The organism is Pigmentiphaga litoralis, assembly GCF_013408655.1.
Lineage (GTDB): Bacteria > Pseudomonadota > Gammaproteobacteria > Burkholderiales > Burkholderiaceae_B > Pigmentiphaga > Pigmentiphaga litoralis_A.
In genome coordinates this window covers 1,257,067-1,271,731 of the sequence record NZ_JACCBP010000001.1, presented here as the reverse complement: position 1 = coordinate 1,271,731, position 14,665 = coordinate 1,257,067, and the positions used below count along the sequence as shown (strand labels likewise).

Sequence of the window (14,665 nt, the reverse complement as noted above, 5' to 3'; positions counted from 1 at the left end):
GCTGCTAGCGCTTACCGGGCGCCGCCCAGTCCCGGGAACAGACCGCCCAGGTCCGGCATCTGAAATGACCCGGCCGGCAGGTCGAAACGCGTCGCCGCCGGAGTCGTGCCGTTCAGGGAATTGATCTCGATCCGGTTGCCAAACCGCAGTAGGCCCATGCCGTCCCGCTGGATGCGGGCCACCAGGTCGTCCGCACCCGGCGGGATGATGGTGCCGGACGCCGCCGCCAGTGTCTTGCCAAAGTGCACCGCGGCCGACGTGAATTCGGTGGCGCGCGCATCCTTGGCCAGCACCAGGTCTTCGGTCCGCGTGCGCCGCTGGCCGTCTTCGTAGGTCAGCTTGTAGACGGTGCCGTTGATCCCGGCCACCGTTTCCTTGGCCGACGTCGGTGTGAGTGACACCACGCTGTTGACCTGTTCGATGGCGGCGGTCGGGCTGGGCATCATGTTGCCGGCCATGCGCATCAGGTCCTTCGCTTCCATGACCACCGTGCGGCCCTGGATCTTCGCAATGTTGTAGACCTTTCCATCGCGCGCGATCATGTAGGCGCCGGGCTGGTTGGGCGACGTCACCCGCAGCCGCGACGTGCCAACGAATTCGACCGTGGCGGTCAGTTGCTTACCCTGTTCGTCGCGCGCGGTCAGGTTGGCGGTGCCACCGGCGTAGACACAGGCGGGCGCCACCAATGCGGCAAGAATCCAGGTACGACCAATCATGCAAGCTTCCTTCGCCACAGTGCGGCAAGTGCGGCCGCGGGCTAGGCGCCTGCGGCCTGAGGGGGAGACGACGCCGGATGGAATTCACCGGTCGCCGGGTCGCGCACCAGCAGCAGGCCGGTCGCAACGCCAAAGTACGCCCCGTGCAACTGCAGCTGGCCGCGTTCGACCAGAATGCGCACGCACGGAAACGACATCAGGTTATTGAGGCTGTGCTCGACCACCGCAAGTTCCATCTGCATCAGATATTTGCCAGGGTTGTCGCCCATCGGGCCCAGGCGCTCGGCCACGGGTGCGATCTGGCTCATCCACTTGCCGATGAAGTCGCCGGGCGACAGCGCCGCCGCGTTCTTGGCCACGGCCTGGATGCCGCCGCAGTGGGCGTGGCCCAGGACGACGATGTGTTTGACACGCAGCGACTGCACGGCAAATTCCAGCGCGGCGCTGGTGCCGTGGTAGCTCTCGCGGTCATCTTCGTAGGGGGGCACAAGATTGGCCACGTTGCGAACTACGAACAGTTCGCCAGGTGACGCATCGAAGATCACTTCGGGCGCGACGCGGGAGTCGCAACACCCGATCACCATGACTTCGGGGGTCTGGCCGCGTTCGGCCAATGTGCGGTAACGGGCGCTTTCATCACTGAAGCGGCCATCAAGAAAATTCCGGTATCCGTCGGAGAGTCGTGTGGGGAACATGGGGCACCTGTCTTCGCGCCGTTCCAGAGCCGGAACGGGTAGCGAATGATATCAGCCGCCCTCCGTGCAGGAAGGCACAAGACCGTCAACGCTGCGCGCGCAGATCGACCAGGGCCTGGGAGAGCAGATGCAAGGGATCTTCGGAAGCGGCCACGGCAACGCCATTGACCGTGAGCACCAGAATGGCGCCCGGCAATTCGATCAGGTCCACCGAATTCGGTGCGATCGCAACCCCGGCCTTCGGGGCGATCATCTTCAACGTGCGCATCAGCGCGTCGAGATCATCGTGGTCATAGATCGGATGGAAACTGCGGAAGCGATCAAGCAGTTCGTCTTTGAGCCGGTCCACGGACCGTTGTAGCGCCACTTCCACGCCGTACACCTGTGCACTGAGGAGGCCATGTTCATCGGCCGTAACCAAGAGCGCGGTGGAAGGGAGATCGGGGCGAACGCCAAACAGGGCGGTCTGCAGATGGGCTTCGGCGACGAGGCGCCTGTCGCCGGTCGACTGGGGTATGGGCATGGCAAGACTTCCAGTTCGAAGGGACGAGTTCAGGATAGTCGGATGCCCTCGCATGAGGGGTTACAGCAGGGTTGCGGGCATTTCCGGGTATGACAGCCGAGCCTCAGGCGGATGCCGGTCCGCCAACCCCGTTGTTGCCATGGACTTTGGCCAGCAGCCATGCGGGTTTGTGCTAAGGTAGCGCGCACCGCTGGGCCCTGTCCTGGCGGCCAACGTTCTCGGGGCGGGGTGCGATTCCCCACCGGCGGTAATGGCGCTGCATCCAGATGCGCACCTAGCCCGCGAGCGCCCGCCACCCTGGCGGGGTCAGCAGATTTCGGTGCGATTCCGAAGCCGACGGTACAGTCCGGATGAAAGAGAGCGGGACCTGTGCACGCTGCCGCGCCTGTGCGCCCGGCCGCTGCATGGGCCATCCCGTTTGCCTCGACTTTTTCCTTTCTGGAGAGTCGGAAGTGGGTCTTGCCAATACCAAATCATCCCCCAGCGCCGTGGCGCCGGGCCGCATCGCGTTCGTCCAGGCCTGCTGGCATCGCGAGATCGTCGACCAGAGCCGTGACGCGTTCATCGAAGAGATGGGCCGCCTCGGTTACGCCCGCGACGCCATCGACTGTTTCGAAGTGCCCGGGGCTTTCGAGATCCCCCTGCATGCAAAACGCCTGGCCAGCACCGGCGCCTATGCCGGCATCGTGGCGGCCGGCCTGGTGGTCGACGGCGGTATCTACCGCCACGAATTCGTCGCGCACGCGGTGATCGACGGGCTGATGCGGGTTCAACTGGACACCGGCGTGCCCGTGTTCTCGGCCGTGTTGACGCCGCATCATTTCCACTCGCATGGCGAACACCACGACTTTTTCCACACCCACTTCGTGACCAAGGGCAGGGAAGTCGCCCAGGCGTGTGCAAAAACCGTCGCTGCCCTGGCCGCTTTGCCTACGTAACACGCCTGACATTTCCGGAACGTTGGCGTATGCTCACGCCTTCGTTCCAATCGTGTCTTTTTGTTACGCGGCTTGTCATGTATCGGTTACTGGTTCTGTTGGCGCTGGGATGGTTCCTTGGCGCATTGCCGGCGGCGAGCGCCGACGTGGTCGGCGAAGCGCGCGAAGCCTGCGCCACCACACGCGACGTCAGTCTCGTCATCGTCAACCTTCGCGACCAGGGCTGGGCGGCGCAACGTGTCGTCGACGCGGTGCTGGACGTGTCCAAAGTCGCTGATCCCGACACGCGGGGCTGGTTCCTGAGCCTGGTGCAGGATGCCTACGACAATCGCGTCAGCACGCAGGACGTCGAGACCGAATATCAGGCCTGCCTGAAAGTGCCGCCGGCCACGTCCCGGCTGCAGATCTGATCGTGCAGCTGGGCTACGCGCCAGCCGCCGCCCGGGTACGCGGGCGTTCAAAAGGTCCGGCGCTGCGCATGTTGCCAGCTACGGTGCCAGGTGCGTTGTTGCGGATGTTGCTCCGCATGTTGCCGGCCTGGCGCGCTTTCCCCACCACGCCCTGCATCAGTTGTTCCACCGCATCGTCCAGCCGCGTGCGCACCTCGTCGGCGAACACGTATCCCCGGTCGGCATTGCGCACCAGCTGCGCCTCGGTTGCAAACAGCGTACTGAGGATATGCCGCGCGCCCAGCGCCGACAGCACCGGCTTCAGGGCATAGTCCACCGCCAGGAAATGCGCGGGCGATCCGCCAGTGGCAACGGGCAGGATCAGCTTGTCGTGGAAGGCCGTCTGCGGCAGGACATCCAGCAGCGCCTTCAACACGCCGCTATAGGCCGCCTTGTAGATGGGCGTGCCGATGACGATGGCGTCTGCCCGCTGGACCTCGTTGACAAGATCAACGATCGCCGGGCTGTCGAACCGTGCGTGCAGCAGGTCATGCGCGGGAATGTCGCGCACGTCCAGCGAACGGTTGTCGATGCCCAGGTCGTGGAGGCGCGCAGCCACGGTGGATACCAGGAAGGTGGAGCGGGAGTCGGGGGACGGACTGCCGGAGAGTGTCAGAACGGTGGTCATGCGCATGCCTTGAAAAGTGGGTGTTGCGTCAGGCGGTGCGCGGCCGCCAGAGGACCGGGTGCGATCCAGTCGTCGATCGAAAAATCCTGCTGGATGAAACCCTGTTCGAGCAGGAAGTCCTTGCGCACGCGCAGCGCGTTGACCAGGTCTGGCCGCAGGCTGGGTTCCAGGTTGTCGAACAGGCTGGCATCGAAGGCGTCGGGTACCCATTCTTCTACCACCGATACTTCGGCCGCAATGATGCGCGTGGCTTCCCGGCGATGGGTGCGTGCCCAGGCCGCTGCCCGCAGTACCTGGGCAAGATAGCGGGCCACCAGATCCGGATGGTCGCGCACCAACGCGCCGCTGACAGTCAGCACGTTGGGCGTGCCGTTGTTGATCGCAACCGTCTGGTCCGGATGATGGTTGATATCCGCAACCACTGTGGCGCCCAGGAAAGTCTGCAGCGACGGCCCGGCGGCGCCATAGTTGTAGATGGCATCAACTTCGCCGCGGATCAGCGCGAAGGCTTCGGCGCGGGCCGAGACGGCCGCCTGACGTGCGTCAAACAGCGGGCCGTTCGATGACGCGGACACATTGCCGATGTAGGGTGCCTCCACGGGCAGGTCAACAAACGTCACGTCGTTGGGCGTCAGGCCTTCGACGGCAAGTGCCTGCAGGTAGCCCTGCAGTGCGGACGCGCGCCAGAAGTCGATCTTTTCATTGACGCGGCGGGGCAGGGCCAGACGCTTGCCTTTCAGGCCAGCCACCGACGTGATGCCCGATGCGGGTAGCGCAAGAATGGACTGGTATTGCGGCAGCCACGTCAGTCCGACCACCACCACATCCTGCCCTTGCGAGCGCGACCAGATTGGCGGCGCATTACCGCCCTGGCGGAAGGAGTTGATCTGGCGATGATCGAAGTGCGACTCGCGCACCGACCGGTCGGGGGACGCGCGCAACGACGACACCGTCATGCCGTCAGGCGCAAATTCGGCGTCGATCCAGCCGTGATGGATGGCGATGCCCGACGCGGTCGGAACGGGGCAGCGGGTGTACCAGAGACGATCGATGGACATGGTGGGGGCTCCGTTTCAGTCGATGTGGATGTCGTGCGAGCGGATGACTTTTTCCCAGCTCGCGACGGAATCGTTGATGACCTTGCCGAAGTCGGCGGGCGATCCGCCCACCGTATCGAACGCTTGCGCCAGCAGCTTGGCCTTCACATCGGGATCGGTCAGCACGGCGTTCAGTTCGGTGTTCAAGCGATCAATAACCGGTTTGGGCGTCCCGCCCGGCACCACGAATCCTTGCCATGAATCGAACTTGAAATCGGGCAGCCCCTGTTCCACGAAGGTAGGAACATCCGGCAGCGCGGCCGAGCGTGTCCCCGTCGATACGCCCAGCGCGCGCAGCTTGCCCTCTTTGATGAAGGGCAGCGCTGGCGCGATCGTCACGATAATGCCGTCAGCATGTTTGCCCAGCACGTCCGTCAGGGCCGGCTGCGCACTGCGATATACCACCGGCTTGACCTGGATCGCGGCCTGGCTTTGCAGCAACAGCACACCGAGCTGACCCGTGGTGCCGATAGCGGGCGACGCCAGGCCGTACCTGTCGGGCGCGGCCTTGGCCAGCTGCACGAATTCCTGAACCGATCGGGCCGGGACCTCCGGATGCACCGCGAACACCTGCGGCGAAGAGATCGCGTGGATGACCGGTGCAAAGCTGGTGCGCGCGTCGAACGGGAGATTGCGGAACAGCGTTTGGTTGATGGAGATGCTGTCGGTGGCAACGAAGAGCGTGTAGCCATCGGCGGGTGACCGCGCGACGTGGGTGGCGGCAATGTTGCCAGCGCCACCTGGCCGGTTGTCCACGCTGACCGGCTGGCCCACACGTGCGCTCAAGGCTTTGGCGACGATGCGAGCCAGGATGTCGGGGCTGCCTCCCGGCGCGGCCGACACGACGATCTGCAGGGGCTTGGAGGGGAAGCGGTCCGCGGCAAAGGTGGGGGCGGCGAAAGCCGTTGCAAGCAGCGCGAACGCAAGGGTGTGGTGTGTGCGGATCATGTCGGGCAGGCAACCAGGGGTGGGGGTCGGGCCACGATAGAGATCGCCTGCACGTTTGCGAACGAAGAAGAACGCCTTTGAATATTCGCTTCGCGTTTCGCATGACTAAAGTCGAATCGCTTCGTTTCGGTTTGTCGGCTTCATTGCCATGATCGATGCCGCGAGGAAATCGTTTCCTCGTTGTCATGGAGAACGTCAATGAAGTTGATTTCCGCGGGCGTCGTTGCCGCCGGTCTTGTCTTGCTGTCCGGTCCGCTGCAGGCCAGCGCGAAAGAAACGCCGCCGAAGGTCATCCGGCTTGCGGGTCAAGGCAATGCGGGGGGGACGCCATATGGGTCGGCAGTGATCGGCGTGGTCCGCGCGCAGGAACTCCTTGAAAAGGAATTCAAGGCCGAAGGCGTGACGATCGAATGGCAGTTTCCGCGTGGCACCGGTCCGGCCATCAACGAGGCCATCGCCAACGGACAAGTTGACTTTGCCAACTATGGTGGGCTGCCCAATATCGTTGGCCGTGGTGCGGGACTGCCGACCAAGGTCGTGGCTTCCTATGGATCGGCGCCGACCTACGTGCTGGTGGGCAATGCCTCACCGATCAGAACGCTGGCCGATCTGAAAGGCAAGAAAGTGACCGTTGGCCGCGGCACTATCCTGGAACTGTCGCTTGAAACCGTATTGACGCAGGCGGGCCTGAGCCAGAAAGACATCCAGCTGTTTGACCTCAAGGCGGCGGATCAGGTCACCGCGATCACCTCCGGCGACGTCGATGCCGTCGTGGGTGGGTCCAACCTGCTGGCGTTGCCGGCGCGAGGCGTCGGCAAGATCATCTATTCGACCAAAGGCAAGGTGGATCCGGCCAATACGTTCGGCTCGTTTGTCGTGACCGAAGCGTTTGCCAGGAAGTATCCCGAGACCACGCAGCGTGTCGTGAATGCCTATGTGCAGGGCGCGCATTTTGCCTCGCAGGAAGCGAATCGCGACGCCCTTATCAAGATCTGGGAACTGACCGGCACGCCGTCCAAGGCGATCGTCGACGACTATGCCGGCGATCCGCTGGCCGATCGTCTGAGTCCCTTGCTGGACGACTTCTATGTGGCCAACGTGCGCCGCGGCATTGCCTTTGCCGAACAGCAGAAGCTGATCCGCCGGAAAATCGACGTGGCGAAATGGGTAGACGCGTCCTATCTGAACAGGGCGATTGCCACCCATGGCTACCAGAACGTGTGGGTACGGCGCGATGCTGCGGGCAGTCCCGCGGCCAACTCAGGTGATGGCGGCGCGAATGGCAAGCCGCAGCAGTGAGCCGCTGGCGCTGAACACGGATGTGCTGGTGATCGGCGGCGGACCGGCTGGCGCGTGGGCCGCCTGGACGGCCGCTGCCGCCGGGCGCAAGGTCGTGCTGGTCGACAAGGGCTACTTCGGCACCAGCGGCGCCACGGCGCCCTCGAACACCGGCAGGTGGTGCGTGCCGCCCGGCCCGGGCCGCGGCGCCGCGGCAGCCCGGCGCGCGGCACGGGCAGGTGGTCTGGCCGACCCCGCCGAAGGCGAGCGCGTGTTGGGGGCGGCCTATGACGGGCTGTTGTGGCTGGCGGAGCAAGGATACCCATTTCCGCGTGACGAATCGGGCCAGCCTTATATCGCCAATCTGCGCGGACCGGACTTCATGCGCTTCATGCGCCGCGAGGTGAAGGCGGCGGGTGTGACCGTGCTTGATCACCATCCGGCCCTGTCCCTGCTTGCCGATGGCCAGGGTATTGCCGGTGCGCGCGGGCTGGCGCGACAGCAGGGGCGGGCCTGGCGAATCACGGCCGGGGCCGTCGTGCTGGCAACGGGTGGATGCGCCTATGGCGAGCGCATGCTGGGCGCCACCGGCCTGACGGGCGACGGCTACCTGATGGCGGCCGAGGCAGGCGCAACGCTGTCGGGCATGGAGTTCTGTTCGCAATACGGCATCGCGCCTGCGGGAACGTCGTTGAACAAGGGACTGATCTATCGATGGGCCACATTCACTGACAGCGATGGGCGCGCGCTGGATCCTACCCCCAGTGACCGGCATGCGCAGGTGGCGCGGGCACTACTGGACGGGCCTGTGTATGCCTGCCTGGACCTGGCCGACGACACGGTGCAAGGTTGGCTGCGGCGTGCGCAACCCAACTGCTTCGTGCCCTTCGACAAGCAGGGGATCGACCCCTTTACGCAGCGGTTTGCGGTCACGCTCCGGTGCGAAGGCACCGTGCGCGGCGTGGGCGGGATCCGTCTGGCCAACGCCCATGGCGCGACCGACATTCCTGGCCTGTTCGCCGCGGGGGATGCCGCCAGCCGCGAGGCGTTGACCGGCGCCATCTCGGGCGGAGGCGGGCCGAACGCGTCGTGGGCGATTGCCAGCGGGAAGGGAGCAGGCACGGGCGCGGCCTTGCACGCTGCAAGGCTTGGCAGCCTGACGGCAACGCGCCAGGTGCGCGACGTGGCGGGCTTGACGCCCGGCACGCCGGCAATGTCCGCTGGCGCAGCCGCCGACGTCGTCGCTGCGGTGCGCCAGGACATGCTGCCCCTGGACACCAATTTCTTTCGTCATTCCGCCACGCTTGGACGGATGGCGACGCGGCTGGAAGGCGCCTGGCAGGCCACGCGTCATGACGCGGGCGGCGACGCGGATCTGCTTCGCAGCAGGGAAGCGACGGCGCTGCTTGCCTCGGCCCGGTGGTCGGTTGCCAGTGCCCGGTTGCGCAAAGAGAGCCGGGGCATGCACCGCCTGCAAAACGCCGCATTCAGTGATCCTGGGCAGGCCCGTCGCATCCTGCTGCGGGGCGTGGACCGCATCGATGTTGCATATGAGACCGAACCCGAGATGGCCTTGTCATGATCGAAGTGATTTCGTCGACCCGTTGCACGGGCTGCAACGTCTGCGTGACGGCGTGCCCGGCCAATGTGTTTGACCCCGTGCCCGGCGCCTTGCCGCTCATTGCGCGGCAGGACGACTGCCAGACCTGCTTTCTGTGCGAGATCTACTGCCCGGTCGACGCGCTGTTCGTATCGCCGATGGCGGACGGACCGGCCGCGCCGGGCGAGGTGACCGAGGCGGTGGTGGAAGCCGGTGGCCTGTTCGGCGCCTATGCCCGCGAACTCGGTTGGAAGCGCGGCCGGTCCGGAGGTGCCGACGCGGATCCCACGTTCCGGATCCGGGCGTTTCTGTAGACGGGTGTGTCCGCTTGCAGTCGAAGCCGCTGGTTTCAGTTGTTTGTGTCAACGATATGGTGTGTGCGTTTCTGGAGTTGTTTCATGTCATCGCTGCCCCTGGGTTCCGTGCCCCTTGATTCCCTGACGCAGCCGTCGGCGCCGTTGCCGTCGACCTGGGTCCGTGCGTTGCGGCCGTCCGCACTGAACCGTCGCGTGCGTGCCGTCGCCACCGGCCTGTTGCTGCCTGCCATGGTCGTGCTGCTGTGGGCAGTGGCCGCGCATGCGGAATGGGTCGCGCCGCAGATCCTGCCGGACCCCTCCCTGGTGTTGGCAACGGCCGTCGAACTGATGGCATCCGGGCAGTTGCAGCAAGAGCTGGCGGTCAGCTTTGGCCGTCTGATGGTCGGCCTGCTGATCGGCGGCGGGCTGGGGCTGGCCGTCGGCATTGCCATGGGCGTGTCTCGGCGCGTCGAGGTCTATCTTGGCCCGACCGTGCGCGCCTTCTGGCTGGTCCCGTCCCTGGGCTGGCTGCCTTTTTTCATGCTGTTCTTCGGCATCGGCGAGACACTCAAATTCGTGTTGATCGCCAAGACCTGCTTCTTGCCGCTGATGATCAACAGCTTCGACGGCGTGCGGAATGTATCGCTCAACTATCGCGACGTGGCGCGAGTCCTCGAGCTGGATCGCTGGTCCACGCTGCGCCATGTCGTGCTGCCCGCCATTCTGCCCGCCGTCTTCAACGGGTTTCGCCTGGCCTTGAGCAAGGGTTGGAAGGCATTGATCCTGGTCGAGATGATCGCGTCGGCCGCCGGCATCGGTTACCTGATGACCTGGGGCCGCAAGGCCTTCCAGCTCGATATCGTGCTGGTGACGATGGTTGTCATTGCGCTGGCCGGCTGGGCGCTCGATTACGCGGCCATGGCATTGCAGAAGCGCCACACCGCCTGGGCCGGAGCGACCGCATGAGCGCGCCGCCCATGGCTCGTCCAACGCGCTGGACCGACCGGGCGCGCGGCGCCGTGATTCCCCTGGGCCTGCTGGCCGCGTGGGTGGCCGCCGGTGAAACCGGCCTGGGCAACCCGCAGATCTTCCTGCCGGTGTCGACCATTGCGGCGGCCGCGGCCGAGTCGGTCGCCGACGGCGGCGTCACCAGCGCGGTGTTCGCGACGATCGTCCGTGCACTGACGGGTTTCGTGCTGGGCGCCGGGCTGGGACTGCTGATCGGCGTTCCGCTTGGCTTGAGCGCGCGTGCGCGCGGCCTGGTCTCGCCCAGTCTCAATGCGGCACGGCAGGTGGCGCTGTTTGCGTGGATCCCGCTGCTTAGCGCATGGCTCGGCACCGGCGAAACCATGAAGATCGCACTGATCGCATTGGGTGCGTTCTTTCCGATGCTGCTGAACGCCGAAGCGGGTTGCCGACAGGTGCCGCAGCCTTATCGCGAGGTGGGCAGGCTCGCCGAGCTGGGCCGGCTGGCGCGGATACGCTGGATCATTTTGCCGGCCGCGGCACCGGTCATCGTTTCCGGGCTCGAGATGGCATTTGCGACAGCGTGGCTGGGCACCATCGGCGCGGAGTACCTGATCGGTACTGGCTATGTGAACGGGGCCGGCGACGGCCTGGGAGTGTTCCTTGCCGCCTCACGCGAATACGGGCGCATGGATCTTGTCATTACCGGCATCGTTGCCCTGGCTGTGACTGGGTTCGCCCTGGACCGCGTCATCGTTTTTATTTCCAGGAGCTTGTCGTCATGGCAAACGTCTTGACACCCGATGTTCGGGTCACCACGCCACATTCCGCGCCGCAGGCTGCCGGCAACTCCGCCGCGCAGGCCGTCGACGTACGTGGCGTGTCCAAGTCCTTTCATGTGGACGGGCAGGTGGTGCAGGCCCTGCAGTCAGTCTCCTTGTCGGTGGCAAAGGGCGAATTCATCAGCCTGGTCGGGCCGAGCGGCTGCGGCAAGTCGACGCTGCTGCGCCTGCTGGCGGGCCTGGAGACTGCCGATGCGGGTGAACTCATTGACCATGGCGAACCCATTACCCGGCCCAGCCTTTCGCGCGGGATCGTGTTCCAGGATCACCGGCTGCTGCCTTGGTTGACGGTTGAACAGAACATTCTGCTCAGCATGAAAACGCAGGCGCGCACGCCAGAGGCGAAGGCGGCCGTGACGCGCGAACTGATCGCGCTGGTCGGCCTGGCGGGGTTCGAAAAAGCGCATCCGCATCAATTGTCGGGCGGTATGTCGCAGCGCGCGGCGATTGCGCGCGGGCTCGCGCCCAGCCCCCGGATCCTACTGCTCGACGAACCTTTCGGCGCGCTGGATTCCCTGACCCGCAGCCATCTGCAGACCGAACTGCTGCGCATTTGGGAACACGAAAGGATCACCATGCTGATGGTCACGCACGACGTCGAAGAAGCGGTGTATCTGTCGGATCGGATCGTGGTCATGGACCCGCGACCTGGGCGCATCCGCCGTGTCGTCGACGTGCCGATCGCCAAGCCGCGACGCCGCACCGATCCGGCGGTGATTGGCATCAAGGATGAAATCCTGGGTCTGCTTGGCGTACATTGAATGATTGCGGATGACAACGACAGGCCTGTCGAAAGAGGAATGAGATGAAGAGGTTGCACACGGTGGGATTCGTGTTCGTTTTGCTGGCAAGCGCCTCGGGCGCCCTGGCGGCCGACCCGGTCACGGTTCGGGTGGGCATCACGTCCGGCAGCGCGCAGGATATCTTCAAGATCGTGCAGCAGGTCGGCAAGAAGAATGGGCTGGATATCAAGGTTGTGAATTTCAACGATTACCAGTTGCCCAATGCCGCGCTTGCCGCGGGCGACATTGAAGCCAATGCCTTCCAGCACTTGCCGTTCCTTGAAAATCAGGTCAAGGCGCGCGGCTTCAAGATTGCCTCGGCAGGCCTGACCGTGACCGCGCCGCTGGCCTTCTATTCCCGCAAGTTCAAGTCGTTGGATCAGTTGCCCGATGGCGCGCGCGTGGGCATCCAGAACGATCCGTCGAATGGCAACCGTGCGCTGCAGCTGTTGGCTGCCAAGGGACTGATCGGCCTGACACCCGCTGCCCTTGCCAACAACGCCGCCACACCGCGCGACGTCACGAGCAACCCCAAGAAGCTGAAGCTGGTGGAGCTGGATGCCGCGCAACTGCCACGGTCGCTGGACGACCTGGATGTCGCGGCGCTGAACGACGACTTTGCGCAGCAGATCGGCTTGAACGCGTCGCGTGATGGTCTGGCAATGGAAGATCCGCGCGGTCGCTACGCCAACCTGATCGCGGTGCGCACGCAGGACCTGAACAAGCCCTGGGTCAAGCAACTGGTGGCGGCGTATCAATCGCCCGAGGTCAAGGCGTACATCGTCAAGACGTTCCAGGGGTCGCTGATTCCGGCGTTCTAGCGATGATGGGTCGGTCCGGCAGGCACGCGCCGACCGGGGATGCTTGCGTGTGTCAGGCTTCCTGCATTGCCGCCTGCCGCACCGCGCCGATCTGCGGCACCAGGACCATCACCATCAATCCCACCGCGCCGACCAGGAACGCCAGGCTGAGTGGCATCGTCAGGAACACGGTCGGGTCGCCGTCGGACAGGCGCATTGATCGGCGAAAATGCTCTTCGATCAGCGGGCCCAGCACAAAGCCGAGCACCAGCGGCGCGGGCTCGCAATCCAGCTTCTTGAAGCCATAGCCGAGCACGGCAAACAGGGCCAGCGACCAGACCTCGAATGTACTGGTGCTGACGGCGTAGCCGCCGATGCAGCAGAACACCAGAATGGCGGGAAACAGGGCGCGATACGGCACCTTCAATAGACGTATCCACAGGCCGATCAGCGGCAGGTTGAGCACGACCAGCATCAGATTTCCGACCCACATGCTGGCGATCAAGCCCCAGAACAATTCCGGCCTTTCGGTCATGACCTGCGGGCCAGGGGTAATGCCTTGCACCATCAGGGCGCCAAGAATGACGGCCATTACAGGGCCACCTGGAATGCCAAGGGTCAGGAGCGGGATGAAGGACGTCTGGGCCCCTGCGTTGTTGGCCGATTCTGGCGCGGCCACCCCGCGGATGTCGCCTTCGCCAAAGTGCGTGGGTGCGCGCGCCACTTTCTTTTCCAGTGAGTAGGCACTGAATGAAGCGAGCAGGGCGCCCCCGCCCGGCAGCACACCCAGCACCGAGCCCAGCGCGGTGCCTCGCAGGATGGCGCCGACCGACATGGCCAGTTCATGGCGGGTGGGCAGGATGCGGCCGACCTTGTCGACCCGCAGGGTGCGGTGTTCGGGGCTAGCCAGATTGGCCGCGACCTCGGCAATGCCGAACAGACCCATGGTGACCGCGACGAAGCTGATGCCGTCGGCCAGTTCTGGCACACCGCCCAGCGTGAATCGTTCGACGCCGGAGTTGACGTCGGTGCCGACCAGGCCGAGCAGCAAGCCCAGCACCACCATGCACAAGGCGTTGAGCAAGGACCCGTGCGCCAGCACGACGGCGGTGACGACACCCAGCACCATCAACGAAAAATATTCCTGCGCACGGAAGGTCAGCGCGACCTGCGCGAGCAGGGGCGAGCACACGGCGATCACCACCGTCGATACGCAACCCGCAAAAAAAGAGCCGATGGCGGCGATGCCCAGCGCGGCGCCGGCGCGGCCTTGCTGCGCCATCTTGTAGCCGTCGATGGCCGTCACGACCGACGACGCTTCGCCGGGAATGTTGACAAGGATGGCCGTGGTCGACCCGCCGTATTGGGCGCCATAGTAGATGCCAGCCAGCATGATGATGGACGACGTGGGTTCCAGCGTGAGGCTGAAGGGCATCAGCATGGCCACGGTGGCGACGGGGCCCAGTCCGGGCAGTACACCGACCAGGGTGCCAAGCAGCACGCCGCAGAAGCAGTACAGAAGATTGACAGGATCGAGCGCGGCGCCCATCCCCATGGCGATGCCGCCGAAAACGTCAGTCATGGTTGGTCCGGCATCAAGGCACGGCAGAGGAAGAAGTGGCGCCGGACGACAGCAGGGAATCGAACAGGGCGGGCCAGAGCGGTGCGGCCACGCCCAGACCCCAGACGAACACACCGGCTGCCAGGGCGGTCAATCCGGCGGCGAGCAGCAAGGCGTCACGCACCTTGAACGATTCGCCCGCCAGGGTACTGACCAGCACCAGCACGGCCGTGGCGACAACGAGGCCCAGCGGCATCAGCAAGGCGGCGAACACCACCACGGCCAGCACGATGACGGCCAATGGCCTCAGGGGACCCAGATCAAGCGGCGTGGCCTTGGGACTCCAGCCACGCGCGGCCGATGCCAGGCCCAGCACCACCAGCAGGCCGGACAGCGCGCCCGGCACGAAGGCGGGGCCCATGCGTTCAGCGGTGCCGATGCGGTATTGACCCGAATACACCAGGAAGACCAGGCCGAGCACTGTGAAGAGGGCGCCCGCCCAGAATTCGCGCGTGCCGGTCACGCGTTGCAACGTAGTTGACATCG

Annotated in this window: 17 protein-coding genes and 1 riboswitch; of the genes, 9 read left to right on the top strand and 8 right to left on the bottom strand. The window is 65.0% G+C overall.

Annotation, left to right across the window (positions count from 1 at the left end):
- Positions 1–11: 11 nt before the first annotated feature.
- The 3 genes from HD883_RS05665 to HD883_RS05655 form a co-directional block, all read right to left on the bottom strand.
- Positions 12–716 carry a hypothetical protein gene (locus HD883_RS05665; protein WP_179587428.1) on the bottom strand — a complete coding sequence of 235 codons (705 nt, stop codon included), beginning with the start codon at positions 714–716 and terminating at the stop codon, positions 12–14.
- Positions 717–757: 41 nt separating this feature from the next.
- Positions 758–1,411, bottom strand: a complete 654-nt coding sequence (locus tag HD883_RS05660; protein ID WP_179587429.1) for a carbonic anhydrase — start codon at positions 1,409–1,411, stop codon at positions 758–760.
- A gap of 85 nt (positions 1,412–1,496) precedes the next feature.
- Positions 1,497–1,934 carry a hypothetical protein gene (locus HD883_RS05655; RefSeq protein WP_179587430.1) on the bottom strand — a complete coding sequence of 146 codons (438 nt, stop codon included), beginning with the start codon at positions 1,932–1,934 and terminating at the stop codon, positions 1,497–1,499.
- A 210-nt stretch (positions 1,935–2,144) separates the two neighbouring features.
- A riboswitch (FMN riboswitch) is annotated at positions 2,145–2,300 on the top strand.
- Between the two features lie 38 nt (positions 2,301–2,338).
- Between HD883_RS05655 and HD883_RS05650 the strand changes: the two genes are divergently transcribed.
- Both HD883_RS05650 and HD883_RS05645 read left to right on the top strand, forming a co-directional pair.
- On the top strand, positions 2,339–2,872 hold the full coding sequence (locus tag HD883_RS05650; protein ID WP_179587431.1) for a 6,7-dimethyl-8-ribityllumazine synthase: 534 nt from the start codon (positions 2,339–2,341) through the stop codon (positions 2,870–2,872).
- 77 nt (positions 2,873–2,949) lie between these two features.
- A complete protein-coding gene (locus HD883_RS05645) occupies positions 2,950–3,282 on the top strand; it encodes a hypothetical protein (RefSeq protein WP_179587432.1) in 333 nt (110 codons plus the stop codon).
- 13 nt (positions 3,283–3,295) lie between these two features.
- Here the strand turns inward: HD883_RS05645 and ssuE are convergent, their stop codons facing one another.
- Genes ssuE through HD883_RS05630 form a run of 3 tightly spaced genes read right to left on the bottom strand, consistent with a single transcriptional unit; the run spans position 3,296 to position 5,994 of the window.
- Positions 3,296–3,949: an NADPH-dependent FMN reductase gene (gene ssuE / locus HD883_RS05640; RefSeq protein ID WP_179587433.1), complete on the bottom strand. Its 654-nt coding sequence runs from the start codon at positions 3,947–3,949 to the stop codon at positions 3,296–3,298.
- Complete coding sequence (locus HD883_RS05635) at positions 3,946–5,007, bottom strand: ABC transporter substrate-binding protein (RefSeq protein ID WP_179587434.1); 1,062 nt, start codon at positions 5,005–5,007, stop codon at positions 3,946–3,948. Before HD883_RS05635 ends, ssuE begins: the two co-directional genes overlap by 4 nt.
- Positions 5,008–5,022: 15 nt before the next feature.
- Complete coding sequence (locus HD883_RS05630; RefSeq protein WP_179587435.1) at positions 5,023–5,994, bottom strand: Bug family tripartite tricarboxylate transporter substrate binding protein; 972 nt, start codon at positions 5,992–5,994, stop codon at positions 5,023–5,025.
- Between the two features lie 198 nt (positions 5,995–6,192).
- Here HD883_RS05630 and HD883_RS05625 point away from each other — a divergent pair, with 198 nt between their 5' ends.
- The 7 genes from HD883_RS05625 to HD883_RS05595 all read left to right on the top strand — a co-directional run bounded on the left by HD883_RS05625 (position 6,193) and on the right by HD883_RS05595 (position 12,579).
- Positions 6,193–7,293, top strand: a complete 1,101-nt coding sequence (locus tag HD883_RS05625) for an ABC transporter substrate-binding protein (protein WP_179587436.1) — start codon at positions 6,193–6,195, stop codon at positions 7,291–7,293.
- Positions 7,274–8,854, top strand: a complete 1,581-nt coding sequence (locus HD883_RS05620) for an FAD-dependent oxidoreductase (RefSeq protein WP_179587437.1) — start codon at positions 7,274–7,276, stop codon at positions 8,852–8,854. The genes HD883_RS05625 and HD883_RS05620 overlap by 20 nt, the downstream gene beginning before the upstream one ends.
- The gene (locus HD883_RS05615) at positions 8,851–9,186 is read left to right on the top strand and encodes a 4Fe-4S dicluster domain-containing protein (protein ID WP_179587438.1); all 336 of its coding nucleotides are present in this window, start codon (positions 8,851–8,853) and stop codon (positions 9,184–9,186) included. The genes HD883_RS05620 and HD883_RS05615 overlap by 4 nt, the downstream gene beginning before the upstream one ends.
- An 84-nt stretch (positions 9,187–9,270) precedes the next feature.
- A complete protein-coding gene (locus HD883_RS05610; protein WP_179587439.1) occupies positions 9,271–10,134 on the top strand; it encodes an ABC transporter permease in 864 nt (287 codons plus the stop codon).
- Positions 10,131–10,931 carry an ABC transporter permease gene (locus tag HD883_RS05605; protein ID WP_179587440.1) on the top strand — a complete coding sequence of 267 codons (801 nt, stop codon included), beginning with the start codon at positions 10,131–10,133 and terminating at the stop codon, positions 10,929–10,931. Before HD883_RS05610 ends, HD883_RS05605 begins: the two co-directional genes overlap by 4 nt.
- Positions 10,916–11,737 (top strand): ABC transporter ATP-binding protein, encoded by an 822-nt coding sequence (locus HD883_RS05600; RefSeq protein ID WP_179587441.1) that lies wholly within the window; start codon positions 10,916–10,918, stop codon positions 11,735–11,737. The genes HD883_RS05605 and HD883_RS05600 overlap by 16 nt, the downstream gene beginning before the upstream one ends.
- A 44-nt stretch (positions 11,738–11,781) precedes the next feature.
- The gene (locus tag HD883_RS05595; protein ID WP_179587442.1) at positions 11,782–12,579 is read left to right on the top strand and encodes a MetQ/NlpA family ABC transporter substrate-binding protein; all 798 of its coding nucleotides are present in this window, start codon (positions 11,782–11,784) and stop codon (positions 12,577–12,579) included.
- A 52-nt stretch (positions 12,580–12,631) separates the two neighbouring features.
- Here HD883_RS05595 and HD883_RS05590 read toward each other — a convergent pair whose 3' ends face one another.
- Positions 12,632–14,140 (bottom strand): tripartite tricarboxylate transporter permease, encoded by a 1,509-nt coding sequence (locus tag HD883_RS05590; RefSeq protein WP_179587443.1) that lies wholly within the window; start codon positions 14,138–14,140, stop codon positions 12,632–12,634.
- 13 nt (positions 14,141–14,153) lie between these two features.
- Entirely contained in the window at positions 14,154–14,663 is a 510-nt protein-coding gene (locus HD883_RS05585) for a tripartite tricarboxylate transporter TctB family protein (protein WP_179587444.1), read from the bottom strand.
- Positions 14,664–14,665 lie beyond the last annotated feature (2 nt).